Consider the following 21,866-nt stretch of genomic DNA (forward strand, 5'->3'; position numbering starts at 1 on the left):
CAGGTCGGGCAGGTTTCCGGCAAGGACACGGTGTACAGCGGTCGGAGCAGGCCCCTGCCCGGACGCACCAGGCCCCGCCACAGTGGCGGGCAGCCTGGCGTGCCCGCCTTCGGGGCGATTCACTGGAACGCCGCGTGGATCTCCTGTTCGGTCGCGGAATGGGAAACGATCAGGAGCTCGTCCCCGGCCCGCAGGCGGATCACCGGATCCGGCACGGTGGGCTGTCCGTCACGGACGATCGTTGCGACAACCGTCCCTTCGGGCAGCCTGACCTCGCCCAGAGCCTGGCCCACCGCCCTGGACTGGGGCGTGATGGCCGTTTCGATGACGTCGACGCCGGCCTTGCTGAGCCGCAGCAGGGCGACCGTGTCGGTGGCCCCGGTGGCCTCCTCGATGAGGGAGATCAGCGGGGTGGCGGCGGGGACGGCGACGTCGACGCCCCAGCGCGCGTCGAACAGCCAGGCGTCGTCGGCGTCGTTGACTCGGGCGGCCACGCGGGGCACCGAGAACCGCCGTTTGGCGAGCAGGCCGACGACGAGGTTGTCCTCGTCGTCACCGGTGGTGGCGATGACCAGGTCGGCGGTCAGGGCGCCGGCGTGTTCCAGGAGGGCCGGTTCGCAGGCGTCCCCGGCGACCAGCCGCACCGGGATGCGCCCTTCCAGTGCGGCGATGCGGTCGTCGTCGGTGTCGATCAGCGTGACCTCGTTGTGGGCGGCGGCGAGCACCTGGGCGATCTGGGTGCCGAGCCGTCCCGCGCCGGCGATGATCACGTTCATGTCCCCAGCTCCTTGTCGAGGAAGCCGCGCAGTCTGCCGAGCGCGGTGGCGGCGACGGCGAAGGTGACCAGGTCGCCCGCCTGTGCGGGCGTGCTGTGCGCGGGGATCATGGAGCGGCCCGCGCGGGTGACCTCGACGACGCGGATCTCGCCGTCGACGTCGAACTCGGTCAGCCGCCGCCCGATGAAATAGTCCGGCAGCTCGGAGCGGATGAGCAGGGTCTCTCCACTGCCGAAGCTGAGTTCGGGGCTCAGGTGGCGGTGCAGCAGCATCTGGTGGATCTGGTGCACGGTCCAGCGGACGCCGGCGATGGTGGGGATGCCGAGTTCGCGGTAGATGTCCGCACGCCGGGGATCGTAGATGCGGGCGAGGACGATCGGCACCCGGTAGGTCTCCTTCGCGGTGCGCGCGCTGACGATGTTGCTGTTGTCCCCGGAGGTGACGGCCACGAACGCGTCCGCGTGCTCGATTCCGGCGGTCTGGAGCACCGCGCGGCTGTAGCCGTTTCCCTCGTGGAAGCGGATGCGGGGGCTGTCGGGCAGCCGCCGGGCCGCTTGGGGACGCCGGTCGACGACCTGCACGTCGTGCCCTTCGGTGGCGAGCAGACCGGCGAGGGTGGAGCCCACCCGTCCGCAGCCGACGACGATCACCTTCACGGTGGGCCTCCTTTCCGGCGGACGGCGCGGCGGCGCAGCCACCCCTTGCGGGCCTCGTCCGCGAGCAGGGGCAGGGTGCCGAGCCCGGCCAGGACCGCCCAGTCGGCGGCGTCGAGCGGGGCGGTGTTGAAGACGGCCTGCAGGGGCGGCAGATAGCTGATCGCGACCATGAAGGCGACACCGAAGCCGCCTGCCGCCAGCAGGGCCGGATTGGACAGCAGACCTGCTTTCAAAATGCTCTGGCGATCGGTGCGCACCGCGAGGGAGACGAAGAACTGGCTGAGCACGATCCCACCCTGGGCCAGCGTGACGGCTTCCCGGTAGACGGGGTGGTCCTCGGTGAAGTCGTCGAACGGGATGCCGGAGGAGTGGATGTGCCAGAAAAACACGGCGCACACGCCGAGCGCCTGGATGCCGCCCAGAAACAGGATGCGCCCCACCACCGCCGTCGAGAACAGCCGCTCGCGCCGGGAGCGCGGCGGGCGGTCCATCACGTCCGACTCGGGCCGTTCCGCGCCCAGTGCCAGGGCGGGCATCACGTCCGAGCCCAGGTCGATCGCCAGGATCTGCACCGCGCTGATGGGCACCAGCGGGAATCCGGCGAACGTCGCCGCCAGGATCGGGCCGAGTTCGCCGATGTTGCTGCTGAACACGTAGATCAGGAACTTGCGGATGTTCTGGTAGACGGACCTGCCGAGCCGCACCGCCGTCGCGATGGACGCGAACGAGTCGTCCAGCAGCACCATCGAGGCCGCCTCCCGGGCGACGTCGGTGCCTGAGGCCCCCATCGCCACGCCGATGTCCGCGTGCTTGAGCGCCGGGGCGTCGTTCGCTCCGTCCCCGGTGACCGCCACGACCTCGCCGCGCCGCTGGAAGGCGGTGACCACGCGCATCTTGTGCTCCGGGCTGACCCGGCACAGCAGCAGCTCGGACGGCTCGGTGAGCAGCGCGTCCAGCGCCTCGTCGTCCATCGCGTCGAGCCGGGCGCCCGTCACCACCACGGGATCCGGCTGGCGCACGATCCCCACCCGGCGGGCCACGGCCTCCGCTGTCAGCGGGTGGTCGCCGGTGACCATGACGACCCGGATGCCGGCCCGGCGGCAGGCGGCGACCGCGTCGGTGACCTCCGGACGCGGCGGGTCCAGCATGCCGACCAGGCCCAGCAGTGTCAGCGCCGACTCGGCCTCCTCCTGCGCCGGGCGGGGCCCGTCCAGCGCCCGGCGCGCGACCGCCAGCACCCGCAGCCCCTGCGACGCCAGCCCGTCACTCGCCGCGACGACCGCAGCCCGGTCCACCCCGGTCAGCAGCCCACGCCGCCCGTCCCACTCCACGTCGGTGCACCGCGCCAGCAGCTCTCCGGGCGCTCCCTTGACGCACGCCTGGTAGCCCGCGCCGGTCTTGTGCACCGTGGTCATCAGCTTGCGGTCCGAGTCGAAGGGGAACTCCGTCACCCGCGGCGCGGCCGCCTCCTCCGCGCCCGGATCCAGACCGGCCTTGGCCGCGACGACGAGCAGCGCTCCCTCCGTGGTGTCGCCCAGCACCCGCCAGTGCTCCCGAGGGCCCGTAGGTGGAACAAGCCGGGCGTTGCAGCACAGGCCCGCCACCCGCAGCAGCTCACGCACCGGCGCGGCGTCGGCGACCTCGCCGCTCGGCTCGTACCCCACACCGCTCACCGGGTGCGGTGCACCTCCCGCCCACACCTGGGTGACGGTCATCTCCGCCTGGGTGAGCGTCCCGGTCTTGTCGGTGCACACCACCGTCGTCGACCCGAGCGCCTCCACCGCCAGCAACTGCTTGATCAGCGCATGGCGGCGCGCCATCCGTCGCACGCCGATCGCCAGCGACACCGACAGCGTCGCGGGCAGCCCCTCCGGCACCAGCGCCACCATCACGCCCAGTGCGAACACGAACAGGGTCACCGTGGACTCCCCGGTAGGCAGTCGCACGGCGAACAGCAGGGCACCGATCGCCAGGGCCGCCCCTGCTACCCGCCGCGCCATGGAGGCCACCTGGAGCTGCAGCGGGGTCTTTTGCCGGGGGGCGGCCGCGGCCAACCGGTAGATCCGCCCGAACTCGGTCGCCGCGCCGGTGCCGAAGACCACGGCCCGCCCGGATCCGGCGACGACGTCGGTCCCCATGAACACACAGTTGCGGGCCTCCAACGGCGGTCCGGTGGCCGCCGGCTCGGCCGTACGGCCGACGGCGTTGCTCTCCCCGGTCAGCGGCGCGTTGTTCACCGCCAGCTCGTGCGCCTCGACCACCCGGCAGTCCGCCGACACGGCGTCCCCGGCCTCCAGCGCCACCACGTCGCCCGGCACCAGATCCCGGGCGGGCACCTCCAGCCGTTCGCCGTCGCGCAGCACCCGGCAGGTGTGGGGCACCATCGCCTCCAGGGCCTGAGCCGTTCGTTCGGCCGAGTACTCCTGGGCGAAGCCGATGCCGGCGTTCAGCATCACGACGCCCAGGATCGCCACCGCAAGCTGGAAGGTGCCGATGTCACGCGGCTCCTCCAGCGCGTACGCCAGGAAGGTGATCCCCGAGGCGACGATCAGCACCAGCGCGAAGAGATCCGTGAACTGCGCCCCCACCTGTCGCCACACGGCGCGGCGCGCCGTCCGCGGCAGTTCGTTGGACCCGTACTTCTCCAGCCTGGCCTGTGCCTCAGCCGTCGGCAGGCCGCGCCGTGAGGTGCCCAGCGCGGTGAGGACCTCACCGGCGGGGAGTTCCGGTACCGGAGAACGCGGCCCGGAATCGGACGTGCCACCGACCGTCACGTCCCTCCCTCCACCCGTTACCAGCCGGTCCGTACCCGCCCGTTCGCCGCTCATGACCGGCGGCGCTGTCTCATCGTGCGGCGGGCCGGCAGGCACGGACAGGGCCGTCCGGGAGACAGGTCCCGGACCGTTCGCTGCCTCACGCCGGGACCGTGATGACGGGGCAGCGGGCGTGGTGCAGCACGCCCTGGCTGACAGAGCCCAGAAGCATGCCGGTGAACCCTCCGTGCCCCCTGGTTCCCACCACCAGGCCCAGGGCGTGTTCCGAGGCCTCCGTCAGGACCTGCACCGGGTGTCCGCGGACGACCTCGTGGTGCAGCCCCACGTCCGGGTGCGTCGCGGTGCGGCCCGCGACCGTTTCCGAGAGCACCCGGCGGCACTCTCGCACCGCGGCTTCCTCGTCGAGGACGCCGAGAAGCGGCGGATGCCACACGTACAGGGCCCGCAGGAGCGCTCCGCGCAGGGCCGCTTCCTCGAACGCCACGTGCACCGCCGCGGCCGATTGCGGGCTGCCGTCGACGCCGACCACGAAGTAGGCGGGCTGCTGGGTGACGTGCTCCGGCTCGGGTACCACCGCGACCGGGCAGGGAGCGTGGGCGGTGAGCGGGAGGACCACGGAGGCGGAGGAGAGCATCTCGCGCCGCCTGCTCAGGTGCCAGGAGCCCACCACGACCAGGGCGGCGCCCCGAGCCTCCTCGCGCAGGACCCACGCCGGCTCTCCTTCCGCCAGCAGCGTCGACACCTCCACCGCAGGACGCCGCGACTCGACAAAGGCGACCGCCTCCTTGAGGACCTGATCACCGAGTCCGTGCAGCGCCCCGTTCCACTCCTCCCAGGACGGCCGCGCCTCCCCTGACCGGTATCCGCCGGTCGGCACGCCCTGGGCGTGGACGAGCCGCAGTGGCAGGTGCCGTCGTTCCGCCTCGTCGGCGGCCCAGGCGAGGGCCAACCGCTTCGAAGGGTCCGGGTCGACGCCCACCACGACCGGATGACGCCCGTCCGCACTGGTCATGGCACCTCCAGGGATCTCCCCGCCGCCCGTACGTTCACTGTTCTTCCAGCCTCACCCCTGCCGTCGGGTGCCGCCACGCCAACGGCTTCGCGCGGCCGGTCGGCTCGTCTCTCGCTCCGCATATCGGCCGGCAGGTGAGAAGGAGGGTCTGTCGTGGCGACTCCGGTCGTCGTGGGAGTGGACGGCTCGCCATCGAGCCTGCACGCGGTAGAGATCGCGGTTCAGGAGGCCGGCCTGCGCGACGAGGGCCTACGGCCCGTGCACGCCTTCGGGTGGCCGTCGATGCACGTACCGCCCGGCGTACCCCCGTGGCGTCCGGCCGTGGCAGGGGTGCGTGAACTGGTGGAGGGCACGCTGATCAAGGCCGAGCAGCGGGCCCGCAGGGCCGCGCCGCAGGTGGAGATCACCCGGGAGGTCAGCGCCGGTGAGCCGTTGACAGTGCTGGAGATCGAGTCGCGTACCGCGGCGCTCGTCGTGGTGGGCAGCCTCGGGCTGGGCGCGTTCGGCAGCCTCCTGCTCGGCTCCACGGCCGTGCACCTGGCCGCTCACGGTCGCTGCCCGGTGCTGGTGGTGCGCGGCCGGCCGGACCCGAGCGGTCCCGTGCTGCTGGCGGTCGACGGCTCACCGGCGGGCGAGGAGCGGGCCTACGAAGGCCCTGGTGATCCTCTGACGTGGTGGTGAACGTCGAGCGGCTCCGCCAGGAGGAACAACGGCTGCTGGACGACATTGCCGTCTCCGTGGCAAGAACGCCATCCCGATGCTGACAGGCCATGACCCGTCGGTGACGCCTTCGCGGCTCCCCACGCCGCAGCGGTCAAACGTGCTGCGGCACGACCGCAACAGGGCACTGGGCGTGGTGCAGGAGTGTGTGGGCCACCCGGCCGAGCTGGAGCCCGAAGTGGCCCTGCCGCCGCCGCGCTCCGACGATCACGAGGTCGGCCGCGGCGGAACGGTCCACCAGCACCTTGCGGGCCGGCCCCTCCACCGTCGTACGGCGTACCCGCACGTCCGGGTGGTCGGCGACCGGGCCGCGGAGCAGCTCATCCGCCTGGGCTCGGGCCCGTTCCCCGTGGTACCGGGCGGGTGTCTCGGCGAGCGCGGCCACATCGGCGGTTTCGTGCGTGGGGCAGCGCCAGGCCCGGACCACGTCGAGGGTGCACCCGCGCACCTCGGCCTCGCGGAAGGCGAACCGCGCCGCTTCCCCGCCGGTAGCGAGATCCCCAGCCCCGAGGAGGATCCGCTCGTGGGTACCGGCCAGGCCGGCCTTGTCACCCCGGACCACGATCACCGGACATTGCGCGCGGGCAGCGACGGCCAGCCCGACGGAACCGAGCAGCAGTCCCTTCAGCTCGCCACGGCCCCGCGACCCGGTGACCAGGGCGGAGGCGTCGTCGCTCTCCCGCAGAAGCGCGTCCGCCGCTTCGGCTTGGAGGATGTCGGTGGACACCTTCAGGTCGGGGTTGCGGCGCCGGGCGCGCTCCGCCGCGGAGCCGACGATGTGGTCGGCCATCGCCTGCTCCGACGGGCGTTCCGTACTGACCGACGGGGTGATGCCCTCATAGCGCTCCCAGAGGGAGGCGTACACCAGCCGCAGTGGAAGACCGTGCCGAGCGGCCTCATCCGCCGCCCAGTCGAGCGCCACCAGGCAACCGTCCGATCCGTCCACGCCCACAACCAGGGGCAGTTCCCGCCTCATCGTTCCCACCACCTCGCTGTCGGGCGTCCTCCAGGTTCACTCTCACCGTCACACCCGGAACAGCCGGTCGCGAGAAGCTGTCCGGTCCCTCAAAGGCCCCCGCACAAGGGGGGCTCCGGTGCCGGGCCCCGTCTCCAGCACCGGCATCGTGATGGTCAGGACACCATGCCGGCAGTTCGCCGTGGCCTCGTCGCCCTTCGCCCCGGTCGGCAGCGGGGTGTAGTGGCCGTAGACGAACTGCTTCTCGGCGGTCACCACGCGGCGCTGGGCGCGCAGGGTCAGGATGCCTCCTGTGATGGTGATCTCGATGTCCTCGGCGTCGACTCCCGGAAGCTCGGCCAGCAGCACATACGTCCCGCCGCTCAGGCGCTCTTCCACGTGGATGCCGTGCGTTTCCGGAACGGTATCCGTCACGGGGAAGCCTGCCTCCGCCCAGTTGGTCGGGGCGGGCAGCATGGACCGGCCGGGGAGCCACTCGATCGTGCTGGTCATTTCGTTCACCTCTTCTCCAATACCAGCGTCTTTCACCGGGCACTGTGCGCGCTGGGGCCGACCGGCCCCAGCGGGAGGGTCAGCTGGCATCTTTCCTCACCAAGACGACCGTCCGGCGCTGGAAAGGACGAAGCCCACACAGCTGCCGCACGGAGCTGAGGAGCGCGGTGTCATGGTCCGTTACGTGCCGAGATGACCCGGCTGCCCCATGAGGTCTCCCGGCACCTGGCCGCCATCGAGTCCGAGGCCGGACGGCGGCTCGGGCAGCCGGACGACCCACTGCTGGTGTCCGTACGCTCCGGGGCCCGCTTCTCCATGCCCGGCATGATGGAGACGGTCCTCGACATCGGCCTCAACGACGACTCCGTCCTGGGCCTGGCCAAGGTCTCGGGCAACGAACGCTTCGCCTGGGACTCCTGCCGGCGTCTCATCCAGATGTACGGCAGCACGGTCATGGGCGCCGACGGGGCACTGTTCGACCGGATCATGACCCGGCTCAAGTCCCCCGCCGAACAGCTGCGCCGGGCGATCCTCGGCCCGCTCCTGGAACGGCGAACGCGCCCGCGTCTGCCGCCGCCGCGAGCACATCCCCGACGACCTGAGCACCGCCGTCACCGTGCCCAACATGGATGCCGGCGGCAGGGACACCGCACCCACGCCCACGGAGCTGTTCGCCGCATCGCTGGCCACCTGCTTCGCCTTCTACGTGGGCCGCTATCTGCACGGCCACGGCCTGCACCGCTCGGGCCTGCGGGTCCGTACGGAGTTCACCATGGCTCCCGACCGCCCGGCCCGCATCGCATCCGTCCGCGTCACCGTTGTCCCGCCGCCCGCCCTCTCCGCCCAGCGCCACGCGGCCCTGCTGGCTGTCGCGTCCCACTGCACAGTCCACAACACGCTGCACCAACCGCCGGAGATCACCATCGAGCTGGAGGTGTGAAGCCTGTGGTTGGAGGGGGCCTCCGACATGTCTGCCCATGGGCCGTCTCGGGCCAGGACGAGCTCCGTGGCCCCGGCACCTCTCCCGTCAGGCCACCCGAGCGGGGACGACCTCGTGCTGCTCCCCGCCGAGCACGACCTTGATCGCACCCGTGTCGGAGGCCCCGGCGAAGACGTCGTACGCCTCCTCCATGCGCGTCAGCGGGAAGGTGTGCGTGACCAGCTGCCCGGTGGGCAGCCGACCGGCGGTCGCCATCCGCAGCAGGGTGGGGGTGGAGTACGTGTCGACCAGGCCCGTGGTGATGGTCACGTTCTTGATCCACAGGTCTTCCAAGTGCAGGGTCGCAGGCTTGCCGTGCACGCCGACGTTGGCCACGTGCCCGCCGGGCCGCACCATGCGCGTGCACATCTCGAAGGTCTCCGGCACGCCGACGGCCTCGACGACCACGTCCGCGCCCAGCCCGTCGGTGAGGTCCGCGATCAGCTGCTCAGGAGCTTCCCGGGCGTCCGCCACAGCGTCCACGCCGAGCTGCCTGGCCGCGTCCAGGCGCGCGGCGGCGAGGTCCACGGCGACGATCCGCTCCGGTGCGAACAGCTTGGCCGTGGCGATGGCCGCGAGCCCGATGGGACCGGCGCCCACGACGGCGACGGTGTCCCCGGGCCGTACGTGCCCGTTGAGCACACCGACCTCGTAGGCGGTCGGGAAGATGTCGGCCAGCAGCACCGCGTCCTTGCTGTCCAGGGCGCTGGGCAGCGGGTGCACGGAGAGGTCGGCGTAGGGCACACGGACGTACTCGGCCTGGGTGCCGTCGATCAGGTGGCCCAGGATCCAGCCTCCGCCGCCACGGCACTGGCCGTACATGCTCTCCCGGCAGTACCGGCAGCGGCCGCAGGCAGTGACGCAGGAGACCAGCACCCGGTCACCGGGCCGCACTGTGCGCACGTCACCGCCGATGTCGACGATCTCACCGACCGCCTCGTGCCCCAGCACCGTGCCGGGGCGGACCTCGGGAACATCGCCCTTGAGGATGTGCAGGTCCGTACCGCAGATGGTGACGGCGTCGACTCGCACGATCGCGTCCGCCGCCTCCTTGATGCCGGGGTCCGGAACGTCCTCCCAGGCGGACTGTCCGGGGCCGTGGAAAACATAGCCCTTCATGGCGTTCCCACCTTCCTGCCGTTGAGCATGATGCCGGGATTGCACCGCATATCCAGCTTGTCGCGGCCTGGTGGAAGACGCATGGGCCGGTCGGCCCTACCGCACGCCCCATTCACCCGGCTTCGCTGAGACCATGTCCGACACTTCCATCGGATCCACTCCGCATCTCACCGAGCGCACGCTCAGCGGGACCACCGTCGTGGCAGTGCGTGGCGAGATCGACCCCGGAGCCGACCTTGTTGTGTTTCATGGTGCGTCCTCCTCGGCTGGCTCGGCCGACGCGCCTGACTCAGCGGAGTCGGCGCAGATAGGGGTCCTGGGCCCGGCGCGGCAGCAGGCGCACGCGGGCGTCGAGTACGGTGACCGCGCCGGGCGTCGCGAGGACCGGGTTGAAGTCGGCCTCCGCGAGCTGCGGCAGGTCGCTCGCCATCCGGGACAGGCGCAGGAGCAGTTGCTCCAGCCCCGGGAGGTCGACGGGCCGGCCGCCACGCGAGCCGAACAGCAGTGGTGCGCAGCGCGGGGACGTGATCAGGTCGTGCACGTCGTGGTCGGTGAGTGGGGCGAGCCGGGCGGCGTGGTCAGCCAGTACCTCCGTGGCCGTGCCGCCGAGCCCGAACAGGACGAGCGGCCCGAAAACCTCGTCCTGGACGACACCGGCGAAAAGCTCGGTGCCGCGCGCGGCGAGCGGCTGGACCACCACCCCGCTCAGCAGGTCACCGAAACGTGTCCCGAAGTCCCGGAAGCCCGCCCGCACTTGGGCGTCCCCTTGGAGGTCGAGATGGACGGCACGCTCCTCGGTCTTGTGCACCAGTCCCGGCCAGTACGCCTTCAGCACCACCCGGCCGTCCGCGCCCCGCAGTCGCCGGGCCGCGAGGACTGCTTCCTCCTCTGTCTCCGCCCAGGCCCACGGAATCTGGGGGATGCCGTAGCAGTGGAGGAGTTCAGCGCAGGCGCGTGGGTCGAGCCAGCCACCGTCCGGCCTCACGGCGAGATACTCCTCGGCGATCTCGTGAGCGCGGCGCGTACCGATGCCTTCCAGTCCCGGGACCGTGCCGAGGGGCCGGCTGAGCCAGGCAGCGCGGCGCGCCGCGTGGGCCAGGGCCCGGGCCACGGCCTGTGGTTCGGCGTACGAGGGGATCGTGCCGCCATCTGACGCGGGCAGCAGGGTCACCGGAACGCCTTGCTCCAGCCGTACCACGGCGACCGGCCGGTCCCGGTGTCCCGGGACGCGGGTCACCGCCCGCACCAGGTCGTCGCCGGTCGCCTCGGCGACCGCCGTGGGCACCAGGGCCACGAGCAGTGCGTCGACGCCGCCGTACGTCATCAGCCGGTCGACACACGCGCTGAGCTGCTCTTCGGTCACCGCGGCCGTGGCGTCCACCGGATTGCCGATCGCGGCTCCATCAGGCAGCACGGCTTTCAGGTCATGGGTCAGCTCGTCACCGAACGACGACAGCGCGAGCCCCGCCTCCGAGCAAGCGTCGGCAGCAAGCACGCCGACGCCGCCCGCGTTGGTGACGACGGCCACGCCGTTACCCGCTGGGAGCGGCTGGGAATGCAGCAAGGCGGCGGTTTCCAGGAGTTCGCCGACCGAGCGGGTGGCGGTGATACCGGCCTGGGTGAACAGCGCCTGCCGGGTCATGGTGCGGGTGGCGGCAGCCGCGGTGTGCGACGCGGCAGCCCGCCGGCCCGCCTCCGTGCGGCCGGCGTCCACCGTGAGCACCGGCATACGACGGGTCACGCGCCGGGCCGTACGGGAGAACGCGCGCGGGTTGCCGAACGACTCCAGGTGCAACAGCGCGAGGTCGGTACGGCCGTCGCTCTCCCACCACTGGAGCATGTCATTGCCGCTGACGTCGTACTTGTCACCGAGGGAGGCGAAGGTCGACACACCGATGCCGAGGCGGGACAGCCCGCCGAGGAGCGCGATGCCGACACCGCCCGATTGCACGGCGACCCCCGCCGTACCGGGGCGCGGATGGCCGGCGGCGAAGGTCGCGTCCAGACTGACTGACGGATCCGTGTTGGAGATGCCCAGGCAGTTCGGGCCGACGAGCCGCATGCCGTACGTGCGGCAGGCGGCCATGAGCGCCCGCGCCTGGTCGGCGTCGAGACCGGCGGTGACGACCAGGAGAGCCCGTACACCCACCTTGCCGCACTCCTCGGCGGAGGCCGGCACCGCGGCGGCGGGTACGGCGAGAACCGCGAGATCGGGGGACTTGGGCAGGGCACTGACCGACGGGTGGGAGGGCACGCCAAGGATCGCGGCGGCGGCGGGGTTCACGGCGAACAGGCGCCGGGTCAGGCCGCCCGCCTTCAGGTGGTGCAGGATCGCCCGGCCCACCGACCCGGGCCTGCGCCCGGCCCCGACGACAGCGACCACGTCCGGCCGGAAGAGCGTCTGCAGGCTGGCCACGTCGGCGGCCCGGCCCCGCTCCTCCACGGCGGACAGGTAGGCATCGTCCTGGTCCAGCCGAATAGTGCAGCGCACCTCGGGACCGTCGAAGTGCCGGGCCGTGCGCAGACCGAGGTCGGCGAAGAGCCGGAGCACTTCGTGGTTCTCACCCAACGCGTCGGCCGTGAAGGTGGTGATGCCGTTCGCGCGGGCGGCCGAAACCAAGTGCTCGACGAGCAGGGTGCCCACACCACGGTGGTGCGCGCCGTCCGCGACAGCGATCGAGATCTCGGCCGTATCCTCCTCGCCGCCGCTGTCGTACTCGGCGAGCCCGATCACCCGGCCCTGCGTCTCGGTGAGCAGGGCCCGGTAGCCCGGGCGCGCCGGCGCGCAGGCCCGGTCGGCGGCCATCGCGGCGGAAGGGCGGCTGGCGGCAAAGAACCGCAGCCGCAGGTTCTCCGCAGACATCTCCTCGTAGAAGCCCCGCAACCGCTTGTGATCTCCGCGCTGCACTGGGCGTATGCACACAGTGGTGCCGTCCGCGAGCAGGGCGTGGACTGGGGGGCGGTCGAGCACATCGTGCGTCATGGTGGTCTCCTCCGAGCCGCTCGGCGGCTGCCGATGCTTCGAGCACCCAGCGCGTCCTGAAGCGGCCCTATGGGTCCGGTCCAGCCGGGGCCGATCGGGCTCTACGGGCGCCCGCTGCAAGTCCTTGGTACGCCGCGCGGCTGGTCGAGCGGACTACCGCCCTTGGGTGGTGTGTCAGTCGTGCGCGACGACGGCGACGGGGGCCGTGGCGTGGTGCAGGACGGCATGCGTGACCGGACCGATGTGCACCCCGAACGGGTGGCGGCGGATCCGTCGGCCGACGACGACCAGCGAGGCCCCGTGGGAGGCGTCGATCAGGTGACTCGCCGGGCTACCTGATGGGGACTCCTCGACCACCTCGACGGACGGGTACTTCTGCCGCCACAAGTTCAGTGCCTCGGCGAGTGCGGAGGCGTGCCAATGGGCGATCTGGTCGTACCGTTCCAGGTCGGTGGTCGGGCCGTCCACGTAGTACGAGGGCAGGCTCCAGCCGTGCACGGCCCGCAGGCCGGTGTCGCGCCGGGCAGCCTCGTCGAAGGCGAACTCGAACACCGAGGCATCAAGGTTGTCGATGTCGATACCGAGCACGACCGGCCCGTACCGCGTCGCGGCCGATGGTATGCCCGCCGGGTCCATCTCGTGCTCGTCCGCTGCCTGCTCGCCGGCCCGGACCAGGACCACGGGGCACTCGACGTGCGCGACGACGGCCAGGCCGACCGAGCCGACCAGGAACCCGCCGATCCCGCTCAGGCCACGCGAGCCGAGGACGAGCAACTCGGCTCCCGTCGCGGCCTCGCACAGCACCTCGCTCGGGCGACCGGCCCGATGCTCGGCGATCACCTCGACATCGGGGTGGCGCAGCCGGAGACCCTCAGCAGAATCGCGGGGAATCCTCTCACTCCAGTGCTGATGGGTCTCGGCGCCGAGCAGCGGGGCCTGTGCCGTGGGCTCCGGCACTGGCTCCCACACGTGGAGAATCTTGACCGGCAGGCCGCGCAGCTTCGCCTCACGGGCAGCCCACTCGGCGGCGGCCCGGCTCTCGGGCGAGCCGTCGAGGCCGACGGTGATCGTGCGCGTCATAGTCTCCACCTCCTGAGTAACGGCTGATGGTTCGAGCGTGCCCCCGCGAGCTGTCTTCGTGGAAGGGCCACAGGTCCCCTGCGGGCACCGACCGGCCCACCACGGCCACCGGCACGACTGGGGCCGATCGGCCCTGGGGCGTTCACGATGGTGGGCGGTGTCCCGTTAGGCAGGCACCGCGCGCCGCCTCCTCGGCCCTGCCTGCTCCCCGCCCGTCTCCTCGAACCCTCCCCCGATCTGCTGCAGGTGCATCACCTGCCGGAGGGTGCCCGCGTGGCGGCTGCTCCAGCGCTCAGTGAGCTGGGCAAAGGTGAGCAGCCCACGCCCGCCCTGGTCCATACCGGGAGTCGCCCGCGGGCATCAGTGTCAGGACGCCGGGGGCGTCGCTCTCATTCTCAGCGCCGCACCCTCGGCATCCCCAGCCCGATCCACGAGATGATCTCCCGCTGGATCTCGTTGTTGCCGCCGCCGAAGGTGAAGATGACCGCCGAGCGGTAGCCGCGTTCCAGTTCGCCGTGCAGGACCGCGCCCGCCGAGCCCTCCTTCAGCGCGCCGGGGGCGGCGACGATCTCCATGAGCCAGGCGTAGGCGTCGCGCCGGGCCTCGGAGCCGTAGACCTTGACGGCCGAGGCGTCCTGCGGGGTGAGGGTGCCGTCCTGCACCGCGCCGACCATCCGCCAGTTGAGCAGCTTCAGCGCGTCCAGCCGGGTGTGGGTCCGGGCCAGGAGGCGGCGCACCCAGGGCAGGTCGGCGACCCGGCGGCCGTCGGCGAGCTTGGTCTCCATCGCCCAGCGCTGCACGTCGTGCAGGGCGCGGATCGCCATGGTGCCGTGGGCGGCCAGGGTCACGCGTTCGTGGTTGAGCTGGTTGGTGATCAGCCGCCAGCCCTGGTTCTCTGCGCCGACCCGGTGGGAAACGGGGACGCGGACGTTCTCGTAGTAGCTGGCCGTGGTGTCGTGCGAGGCGAGGGTGTTGATGAGGGTGCAGGAGTAGCCGGGGTCGGTGGTCGGCACCAGGAGCATGGTGATGCCCTGGTGCGGCGGGGCGTCCGGATCCGTACGGACCGCCAGCCACACCCAGTCCGCCGTGTCGCCGTTGGTCGTCCAGATCTTCTGACCGTTGACGACGTATGCGTCGCCGTCGCGTACCGCGCGGGTCCGCAGGGACGCGAGGTCGGTGCCCGCGCCGGGCTCGCTGTAGCCGATGGCGAAGTCGATCTCGCCGGAGAGGATCCGCGGCAGGAAGTACGCCTTCTGCTCCTCGGTGCCGTACCGCATGATCGTCGGGCCGACGGTGTTCAGCGCCATGAGCGGCAGCGGGACGCCGGCCTGGGCGGCCTCGTCGAAGAAGATGAACTGCTCCATCGCCGTCAGGCCGCGCCCGCCGTACTCCTCGGGCCAGCCCACGCCGAGCCAGCCGTCCGCGCCGAGCCGCTTGATGGTCTCGCGGTAGAACCGCTTCTGGGCGGCCGGGTCGCCGTGCCGGGCGTAGGCGTGGTCCGGGACCAGTTCGGCGAAGTAGGCGCGCAGTTCGGTGCGCAGCCGCTGCTGCTCGGGCGTGTATTCGAGGTGCACGGCGCCTCCAGGCTCCCAAAGCCGGTCCTGTCGGCGCACACCGTAGAACGTGTTACAGAAATTGGGAATGGCCAAGGATTTGGTAATGGCCGAGGACGGGCAGCGGACTCCTCAGTTCAGCGTGGCGAGGAAGTCCGTGCACGCCCGGGCGCACGCACGGCACGCCGCCGCCGAGTCCTCCGCCCCCGCCTGCCGGTCGAAGGCGTGCGCGGCCTCCAGGCACACGGTCCGGCACCACTCCACCTGGACGCGGATGCTGGTCTCGTCCACCTGGTTCTGCTCGGACAGCACACGGCAGGTCGCGTCGCAGACCTCCGCGCACATGATGCCCTTGCGTCGTACGAGTTCCTGGTTCTCGGTTCCGTCGGGATCCACGAGGCTCGCGCGCAGCGCGCACGCCCGGGCGCACTCGGTGCACGCCTGGGCACAGGCGAAGCGGTCCTCCAGGAACCGGAACAGCTCCTGCTGGGATGTCGTCACACCGCGCGGGTAGCCCCGCCGATGCCGGTCAAACCCGGTGCCGCCAAGGGTTGCGTACGGTTTTCCGGCCTCGCCTGCCGGGCACCCGGCAGGACCGGGAACGACGACGCACGGAGGTGAGTCACATGCCCGGCCGCCAGGAACTTCCGTCGACCCTGGAGCGGTCCGCCAAGGAGGCGCAGCGCACCTGGATCAAGGCGCACGACTCGGCCGTGGAGCAGTACGGCGAGGGCGAGCGCGCGCACCGCGTGGCCTTCGGGGCGCTGAAGCACACGCACGAGAAGGTCGGCGACCACTGGGAGCGCAAGGAAGGCGGCCGGAAGGCCCCGTCGGACCCGCGCTCGGCCCGGCCCCGGCAGCAGGGCGGCCGCAGCGGCGAGGGCGTCGACGAGCGAGCCTCGAAGGAGCACCTGTACGACCTCGCGAGGCGGCTGGGTGTCGAGGGGCGGTCGCGCATGTCGAAGGCGGAGCTGCTGGACGCCGTCCGCAAGGAGAACCGGTCGAAGACCCGGTCCGCCCGGTCGGGGTGAGCAGGTTCGTGGTGAGGACCAGGGGTACTCGCGTGCCATGACTAGCGCATGGATGGAGATGGCCGCGGGCCGCGGGGCCCTCGGCATCGGGCTGATCGTGGCGGGTGTGGTGGTCGTGGTCCTGCTGCTGGGGGCCTTCGTCCTCGGCGTGCGCGTCAAGCGCAGGGAGCTGCCCACGCCGCGGCCCGACGAGCAGCCGCGCGTGCCCGACGGCGGCCCGGTCCGTGAGACGACCGAGCGCCGGGAACCCGACGAGGTGCCGAGAAGCCGGGACCGTCTGACACCGCACGAGCTGAAGACGCACGGCAACCAGAGCGACCGCCGGAGCGCGACCCAGGAGCGTCCTCGCTGGAACGAGGGCAGCAGCGGCTCGTTCGGCAGCGGCGGCCCGGGCGGCCGCTGAGCCCCGCTCCCCGCACCCCACGTCGTACACGCCGTGCACAGGGAAGTGAGAACCATGGCCGATCCCGCCCGCGACACGCTGCCGCTGCCGGACTACGACCACCTGCCGATCGGCGGCCTGGAGAGCCGTGTGCGGTCGCTGTCAGCGGACGAGGTGGAGGAACTGCTGGCGTACGAGCGCTCGCACGCCGACCGGCTGCCGGTGACGGAGCTGCTGGGTTCCCGCCTGGAGCAGCTGCGCGAGGGCGCGGAGCCGACGTCCGGCCATCCTGGCGCGTTGCGTCCCGAGGCGGGCGAGGGGCACGGGGCCTCTGAGGTGTCGCCCGCCACAGCTGCGCAGCCGTTCAGCCCGCCGCCGCACGGCACACCCGACCAGCGGGGCAAGCCGAAGGGCGACCGCACGTAGGCGCCACCGCCGGACAGAGCCGACCAGAAGGGCCCGTGCCTGTGCACGGGCCCTTTTCGCGCGCTGGTCACCCGCGCGACGCAGGGTGAGATGGATGGCGCGACGCTTCGCGATGCCCTTCGAGGACGTCATCGGTGTCTGCGTGGTGCTGACGGTGCCGGTGCTCACCGTGCTGTTGCTACGTCCTCGCGCGATGCCTCCGAAACATTCCCTTCACGCAGGAAGTATTTAGGGGTAACGCCCGCTGCCTACCGTGCCTGCCTTGTCAGTCCCCAACCCGCAGCAAGGAGGCGTGGCATGAGTACCGAGCCACGACTGGCCGAGGTCACCGAGCCGGCACCACCGCAGAAGGCAGCACCGGGCGCCGACCAGGCCGTCAAGGAGACCCTCGAGGACTACACGCTCCGCTTCGCGCCGCGCAGTTACCGGCGCTGGACCCCGATGGTGGTGGCGACGACCGCGCTCGGCGGCATCGCCTACATGGCCGACTTCTCCATCGGCGCCGGCATCGGTCTGGCCCATGGGACGGGCAACGCGCTGCTCGCGATCGCCGTCGCCGCCGTCGTCATCTTCGTGACCGGCTTCCCGCTGGCCTACTACGGGGCCCGCTACAACATCGACCTGGATCTGATCACGCGCGGCTCGGGCTTCGGCTACTTCGGCTCGGTCCTCACCAGCGTCATCTTCGCCAGCTTCACCTTCATCTTCTTCGCCCTCGAAGGCTCGATCATGGCCCAGGGCCTGAAGCTGGGCCTCGGACTGCCGCTGTGGCTGGGCTACTTGGTGTCCACGCTCATGGTGATCCCGCTGGTCATCTACGGCATGACGGCGTTGAGCAAGCTCCAGGTGTGGACCACCCCGATCTGGCTGCTGCTGATGGTCGGCCCGCTGGTCTACCTGGTCGCCACCGACCCGGGGACCGTCGACCGCTTCCTCGCCTACGCGGGCACCGACGGAGACGGCGGCGTCAACACCGCCTCCGTCCTGCTGGGCGCGGGCGTGTGTCTGTCGCTGATCGCGCAGATCGGCGAGCAGATCGACTACCTGCGCTTCATGCCTCCCAAGACCGAGGAGAACAAGCGGAGTTGGTGGACGGCCGTGGTGATGGCCGGCCCGGGCTGGGTGGTACTGGGCGCGCTCAAGCAGGCGATCGGCGTGTTCCTCGCCGTCTACATCATCGCCGAGGTCGGTCCCACCGCCGCGCCGGAGCCGATCCAGCAGTTCAAGCACGCCTTCGACGCGATGATGCCGTCCTGGCTCGTCCTCCCGCTGGCCGTGGCCCTGGTCGTGATCAGCCAGATCAAGATCAACGTGACGAACGCGTACTCCGGCTCGCTCGCCTGGACCAACTCCTTCACGCGCGTCACGCGGCGCTACCCGGGCCGGCTGGTCTTCGTCCTGGTCAACCTGGGCTTCGCGCTCGCCCTGATGGAGGCCGACATGTTCAGCTTCCTCAACAGCATCCTGGGCTTCTACTCGAACTGCGCGATCGCCTGGGTGGTCACCGTGGCCACCGACATCGGTATCAACAAGTACGTGCTGAAGCTCTCCCCGCACGCACCCGAGTTCCGCCGCGGCATGCTCTACGCCGTCAATCCGGTCGGGGTCGTCGCCTTCGTCGCCGCCTCCGCGCTGTCCATCGCCATGTACTTCCACGCGCTGGGCGACACCCTCCAGCCGTACTCCCCCGTCGCCGCCGCCGTCATCGCGTTCCTCCTCACCCCGCTGATGGCCGTGGTCACCAAGGGCAGGTACTACCTGCGCCGCACCGACGACGGCATCGCCGAGCCGCTGCTCGACGAGGACGGCAACCCCAGCGCCGTCACCTACGAGTGCCATGTGTGCCGGCAGCAGTTCGAACGGCCGGACGTGGCTGCCTGCCGCACGCATGACGCCGTGGTCTGCTCGCTCTGCCTGAGCACCGACAAGGTCGGCGACCATGTCCTGCCGGAGGAGCCCGCCGTCGTCTGACCGCGTGGGGCGCGGGGCGAGGGCTCCCGGACCCCTCGCCCTCCCCGGCGGCCTCATCCGGCGGTCGGCGGCCTCGTCCCGCGCTCGGCGGTACCAAGTCGGTCCCGGACTCCCTTCGCCGGCCCCCGTGAAGGGGCGCTCTCGCGCACCGGACGGCATACTGATCTTGCGTTGCGCAGTGATGCGGGCCGATGGTCGGAGAGGAGATGACGGGACGTGACCAGCGCAGGACCGGGCGGCGGATGGGGAACGCCCGAGGAGCCGGACGGCACTCCCCCGATCCCCGACGACGTGTGGCAGAGGTTCCTCACCGACACCGAGCACGCCATACGCGCCTGTGCCCCCAGGGAACCTTCCGCACAGGAGCGGGCGGCGGGACGGCGGCTCCAACCCGCGTACGCCGTCGGCGACCTGTGGCAGCCGGAGGACGTGTGGGTCCGCGTGCCCTGGGGCGATCTGGACCGCCGTGCCAAGGTCCGGCGCGTGGGACGGGTCGTCGCCACCGCCGCCGCGGTGGCTCTCGCGCTGGGAGCCTGGTCCCAGTTGTCCGCCGGCACGGGCACCCGGCCGGGGACGGGCACCGTGCGACAGGTGGAGGGGGCGACCGCGAGGCTGCCCACGGCCACTCCCTTCCCGTCCGGATCCCCGGCACCCTCCAGGTAGCACACGCAGGACGGGTACGGTCCCGCACGGCCACCTAGGATGAGTCCACAGACCGGATCCGGGCGCTCGTCCGGGCGCGGCCCCCCACAGCCGGAGTCATCGGGAACGCGCACGCCGTCGGAAGGGGGACAGACATGGGCGCGCCGCGCCTCAGCAGTACGCCGTTGCCGGGCATAGGTGTCCGCTACGACCTGACGACCCGGGACACCCGCCGGCTGTCCGTGGTCGCCCACCGCGACGGCCACCGGACGATCAGCGCCTACCGCGAGGACGACCCGGACGCCTGCGACCTGTCGGTGCGTCTGACGGCGGAGGAGGCGGCGATGGTCATCGACGCGCTGATGCCCGCGCACCACACGCCGAACCTGCTGTCCACCACCGACCTGGGGCTCGTCGCCGAGCGGATCGAACTGTCCGGCACCTCGCACTGGAACGGCCGGCTGCTGGGCGAGTCCCGGATCCGCACCGACACCGGCGCGTCCATCGTGGCGGTGCTGCGCCGGGCGGAGGCGATCCCCTCCCCCGCGCCGGACTTCCGGCTCGCCGGCGGTGACACGCTCATCGTCATCGGGACCCGCGAGGGCGTGGAGGCTGCCGCCGCGATACTCGGGCGGGAGTGACCCGCCATGCACTCCTCCGCGGTCTTCCTGATCGAGTTCGGCTGCCTCATCCTCGGGCTCGGGCTGCTCGGCCGCCTCGCCGGGCGCTTCGGCTTCTCGCCGATCCCTCTCTACCTGCTGGCCGGGCTGGCCTTCGGCGAGGGCGGACTGCTGCCGCTGGTCGCCAGCGAGGACTTCGTCGCCATCGGTGCCGAGATCGGTGTCATCCTGCTGCTGCTCATGCTGGGCCTGGAGTACACGGCCACCGACCTCGTCTCCAACCTCAGGACCCACTACCCGGCCGGGATCGTCGACGCCGTCCTCAACGCCCTGCCCGGGGCGGTGCTCGCCCTGCTGCTCGGCTGGGGACCGGTCGCCGCCGTCGTACTTGCCGGGGTCACCTGGGTCTCCTCCTCCGGCGTCATCGCCAGGGTCCTGGGCGAGCTGGGGCGGCTCGGCAACCGCGAGACCCCGGCCATCCTGAGCATCCTGGTCCTCGAGGACCTCTCCATGGCGGTCTACCTGCCGATCGTCACCGCCCTGCTGGCCGGGGTCGGCCTGGCCGCGGGCGCCGTCACCCTGGCCATCGCCCTGGGCGTGGCCACCCTCGTGCTCGTCCTCGCCGTGCGCTACGGCCGCCATGTCTCCCGCTTCGTCTCCAGCGACGACCCCGAGAAGCTGTTGCTGGTGGTGCTCGGCGTGACCCTGGTGGTCGCCGGGCTCGCGCAGCGACTGCAGGTGTCCGCGGCCGTGGGCGCTTTCCTGGTGGGTATCGCCCTGTCCGGCGAGGTCGCCGAGGGTGCGGCGAGCCTGCTCGCGCCGCTGCGGGACCTGTTCGCCGCGGTGTTCTTCGTCTTCTTCGGCCTGCACACGGACCCGGCCAGCATCCCGCCCGTGCTGGTACCGGCCCTCGCGCTGGCGGCCGTCACCACCGCGACGAAGATCGCCACCGGCTACTGGGCCGCGCGCCGCGCCGGGATCGGGCCCAAGGGCCGCTGGCGCGCCGGCGGCACGCTCGTGGCCCGCGGCGAGTTCTCCATCGTCATCGCCGGGCTCGCCGTCACGTCCGGCATCGAGCCCGCTCTCGGCCCGCTGGCCACGGCGTACGTCCTCATCCTGGTCCTGCTCGGCCCCCTGACCGCGCGCTGCACCGAGCCCGTGGCGACCGGCCTGACCGCCCGACTTCGCCGGAAGAGGACCACGCCCCGCACCCTGTCGGCCCCTGTCCCACCGGGCGCCCACGAAACCATCGACGACCAGGACACCGTCGGCCGCGCATGACCGCCCCGGCCCGGCCAGTCCCCGGACCGGGCGCTCGCCGTCAGCAGGGGGCCCGCCCGGCAGGCCGGGGCATGGCTGCGCTCCCGTGCCCGCCACGCGGGAGCGCGCCGGGCGAAAGCCCCGCGGGACGACGGCAGACAGCCGCTCTCTGCGGCCCACCCCGCGAAGGGCCGACGCGCTGGAAGCGCCCTGGGATCCACGGAACACAGCAGCGCAGTGCCGGCGGCACAGGCGCCGCCGGCCGGCCGCGCATGGCCACACCCCCCGCCCGCCGCACCCAAGCGCGCCGGGCGAAAGCCCCGCGGGACGACGGCAGACAGCCGCCCATGATGCCCACCGCGCGAAGGGCCGATGCCCCGAGAGTCCCCGCAGCCGGACGGAACACGGCTGCCA

The 21,866-nt window shown here is 71.8% G+C and carries 18 protein-coding genes and 2 pseudogenes; 9 read left to right on the top strand and 11 right to left on the bottom strand.

The window, feature by feature from the left end; genetic code table 11:
• Positions 1–119 precede the first annotated feature (119 nt).
• From ACFZDA_RS40290 to ACFZDA_RS40305, 4 genes are all read right to left on the bottom strand, one after another.
• Positions 120–776, bottom strand: a complete 657-nt coding sequence (locus ACFZDA_RS40290) for an NAD-binding protein (RefSeq protein WP_391091323.1) — start codon at positions 774–776, stop codon at positions 120–122.
• On the bottom strand, positions 773–1,432 hold the full coding sequence (locus ACFZDA_RS40295; protein ID WP_391091325.1) for an NAD-binding protein: 660 nt from the start codon (positions 1,430–1,432) through the stop codon (positions 773–775). The genes ACFZDA_RS40290 and ACFZDA_RS40295 overlap by 4 nt, the downstream gene beginning before the upstream one ends.
• Complete coding sequence (locus ACFZDA_RS40300) at positions 1,429–4,206, bottom strand: HAD-IC family P-type ATPase (protein WP_391091327.1); 2,778 nt, start codon at positions 4,204–4,206, stop codon at positions 1,429–1,431. The genes ACFZDA_RS40295 and ACFZDA_RS40300 overlap by 4 nt, the downstream gene beginning before the upstream one ends.
• A gap of 139 nt (positions 4,207–4,345) precedes the next feature.
• A complete protein-coding gene (locus ACFZDA_RS40305) occupies positions 4,346–5,218 on the bottom strand; it encodes a universal stress protein (RefSeq protein WP_391091329.1) in 873 nt (290 codons plus the stop codon).
• A gap of 153 nt (positions 5,219–5,371) precedes the next feature.
• Between ACFZDA_RS40305 and ACFZDA_RS40310 the strand changes: the two are divergent.
• Positions 5,372–5,869: pseudogene (locus tag ACFZDA_RS40310) on the top strand (universal stress protein); the annotation flags it as partial.
• A 163-nt stretch (positions 5,870–6,032) separates the two neighbouring features.
• Here the strand turns inward: ACFZDA_RS40310 and ACFZDA_RS40315 are convergent.
• Both ACFZDA_RS40315 and ACFZDA_RS40320 read right to left on the bottom strand, forming a co-directional pair.
• Positions 6,033–6,914 carry a universal stress protein gene (locus ACFZDA_RS40315; protein WP_391091331.1) on the bottom strand — a complete coding sequence of 294 codons (882 nt, stop codon included), beginning with the start codon at positions 6,912–6,914 and terminating at the stop codon, positions 6,033–6,035.
• A gap of 48 nt (positions 6,915–6,962) precedes the next feature.
• Positions 6,963–7,406 (bottom strand): Hsp20 family protein, encoded by a 444-nt coding sequence (locus ACFZDA_RS40320; RefSeq protein ID WP_391091333.1) that lies wholly within the window; start codon positions 7,404–7,406, stop codon positions 6,963–6,965.
• A gap of 201 nt (positions 7,407–7,607) precedes the next feature.
• Between ACFZDA_RS40320 and ACFZDA_RS40325 the strand changes: the two are divergent.
• Positions 7,608–8,346, top strand: a pseudogene (locus ACFZDA_RS40325) (OsmC family protein); the annotation flags it as partial.
• Between the two features lie 87 nt (positions 8,347–8,433).
• On the opposite strand, the gene ACFZDA_RS40330 reads toward ACFZDA_RS40325, so the two are convergent.
• The 5 genes from ACFZDA_RS40330 to ACFZDA_RS40350 form a co-directional block, all read right to left on the bottom strand.
• Complete coding sequence (locus tag ACFZDA_RS40330) at positions 8,434–9,504, bottom strand: alcohol dehydrogenase catalytic domain-containing protein (RefSeq protein ID WP_391091335.1); 1,071 nt, start codon at positions 9,502–9,504, stop codon at positions 8,434–8,436.
• Between the two features lie 289 nt (positions 9,505–9,793).
• Positions 9,794–12,487 carry a GNAT family N-acetyltransferase gene (locus ACFZDA_RS40335; RefSeq protein ID WP_391091337.1) on the bottom strand — a complete coding sequence of 898 codons (2,694 nt, stop codon included), beginning with the start codon at positions 12,485–12,487 and terminating at the stop codon, positions 9,794–9,796.
• A gap of 174 nt (positions 12,488–12,661) precedes the next feature.
• Positions 12,662–13,567 carry a universal stress protein gene (locus ACFZDA_RS40340; protein WP_391091339.1) on the bottom strand — a complete coding sequence of 302 codons (906 nt, stop codon included), beginning with the start codon at positions 13,565–13,567 and terminating at the stop codon, positions 12,662–12,664.
• A 395-nt stretch (positions 13,568–13,962) separates the two neighbouring features.
• Complete coding sequence (locus ACFZDA_RS40345; protein ID WP_391091341.1) at positions 13,963–15,141, bottom strand: acyl-CoA dehydrogenase family protein; 1,179 nt, start codon at positions 15,139–15,141, stop codon at positions 13,963–13,965.
• A 111-nt stretch (positions 15,142–15,252) separates the two neighbouring features.
• On the bottom strand, positions 15,253–15,621 hold the full coding sequence (locus ACFZDA_RS40350) for a ferredoxin (protein WP_391091343.1): 369 nt from the start codon (positions 15,619–15,621) through the stop codon (positions 15,253–15,255).
• Positions 15,622–15,746: 125 nt separating this feature from the next.
• Between ACFZDA_RS40350 and ACFZDA_RS40355 the strand changes: the two genes are divergently transcribed.
• The 7 genes from ACFZDA_RS40355 to ACFZDA_RS40385 all read left to right on the top strand — a co-directional run bounded on the left by ACFZDA_RS40355 (position 15,747) and on the right by ACFZDA_RS40385 (position 21,473).
• Positions 15,747–16,151, top strand: coding sequence for a ChaB family protein (locus ACFZDA_RS40355; protein ID WP_391091345.1), 405 nt, complete (start codon positions 15,747–15,749; stop codon positions 16,149–16,151).
• Between the two features lie 37 nt (positions 16,152–16,188).
• Positions 16,189–16,554 carry a DUF6479 family protein gene (locus tag ACFZDA_RS40360; protein WP_391091347.1) on the top strand — a complete coding sequence of 122 codons (366 nt, stop codon included), beginning with the start codon at positions 16,189–16,191 and terminating at the stop codon, positions 16,552–16,554.
• Between the two features lie 54 nt (positions 16,555–16,608).
• Positions 16,609–16,959, top strand: coding sequence for a hypothetical protein (locus ACFZDA_RS40365; protein WP_391091349.1), 351 nt, complete (start codon positions 16,609–16,611; stop codon positions 16,957–16,959).
• Between the two features lie 297 nt (positions 16,960–17,256).
• Complete coding sequence (locus ACFZDA_RS40370) at positions 17,257–18,930, top strand: purine-cytosine permease family protein (protein WP_391091351.1); 1,674 nt, start codon at positions 17,257–17,259, stop codon at positions 18,928–18,930.
• A 216-nt stretch (positions 18,931–19,146) separates the two neighbouring features.
• Positions 19,147–19,593: a hypothetical protein gene (locus tag ACFZDA_RS40375; RefSeq protein WP_391091352.1), complete on the top strand. Its 447-nt coding sequence runs from the start codon at positions 19,147–19,149 to the stop codon at positions 19,591–19,593.
• A 134-nt stretch (positions 19,594–19,727) separates the two neighbouring features.
• Positions 19,728–20,213, top strand: coding sequence for a TrkA C-terminal domain-containing protein (locus tag ACFZDA_RS40380; protein ID WP_391091354.1), 486 nt, complete (start codon positions 19,728–19,730; stop codon positions 20,211–20,213).
• Between the two features lie 6 nt (positions 20,214–20,219).
• Positions 20,220–21,473: a cation:proton antiporter gene (locus ACFZDA_RS40385; RefSeq protein WP_391091356.1), complete on the top strand. Its 1,254-nt coding sequence runs from the start codon at positions 20,220–20,222 to the stop codon at positions 21,471–21,473.
• The last annotated feature ends 393 nt before the right edge of the window (positions 21,474–21,866 follow it).

The sequence above is a fragment of the Streptomyces sp. NPDC007991 genome (genome assembly GCF_042958445.1).
Lineage (GTDB): Bacteria > Actinomycetota > Actinomycetes > Streptomycetales > Streptomycetaceae > Streptomyces.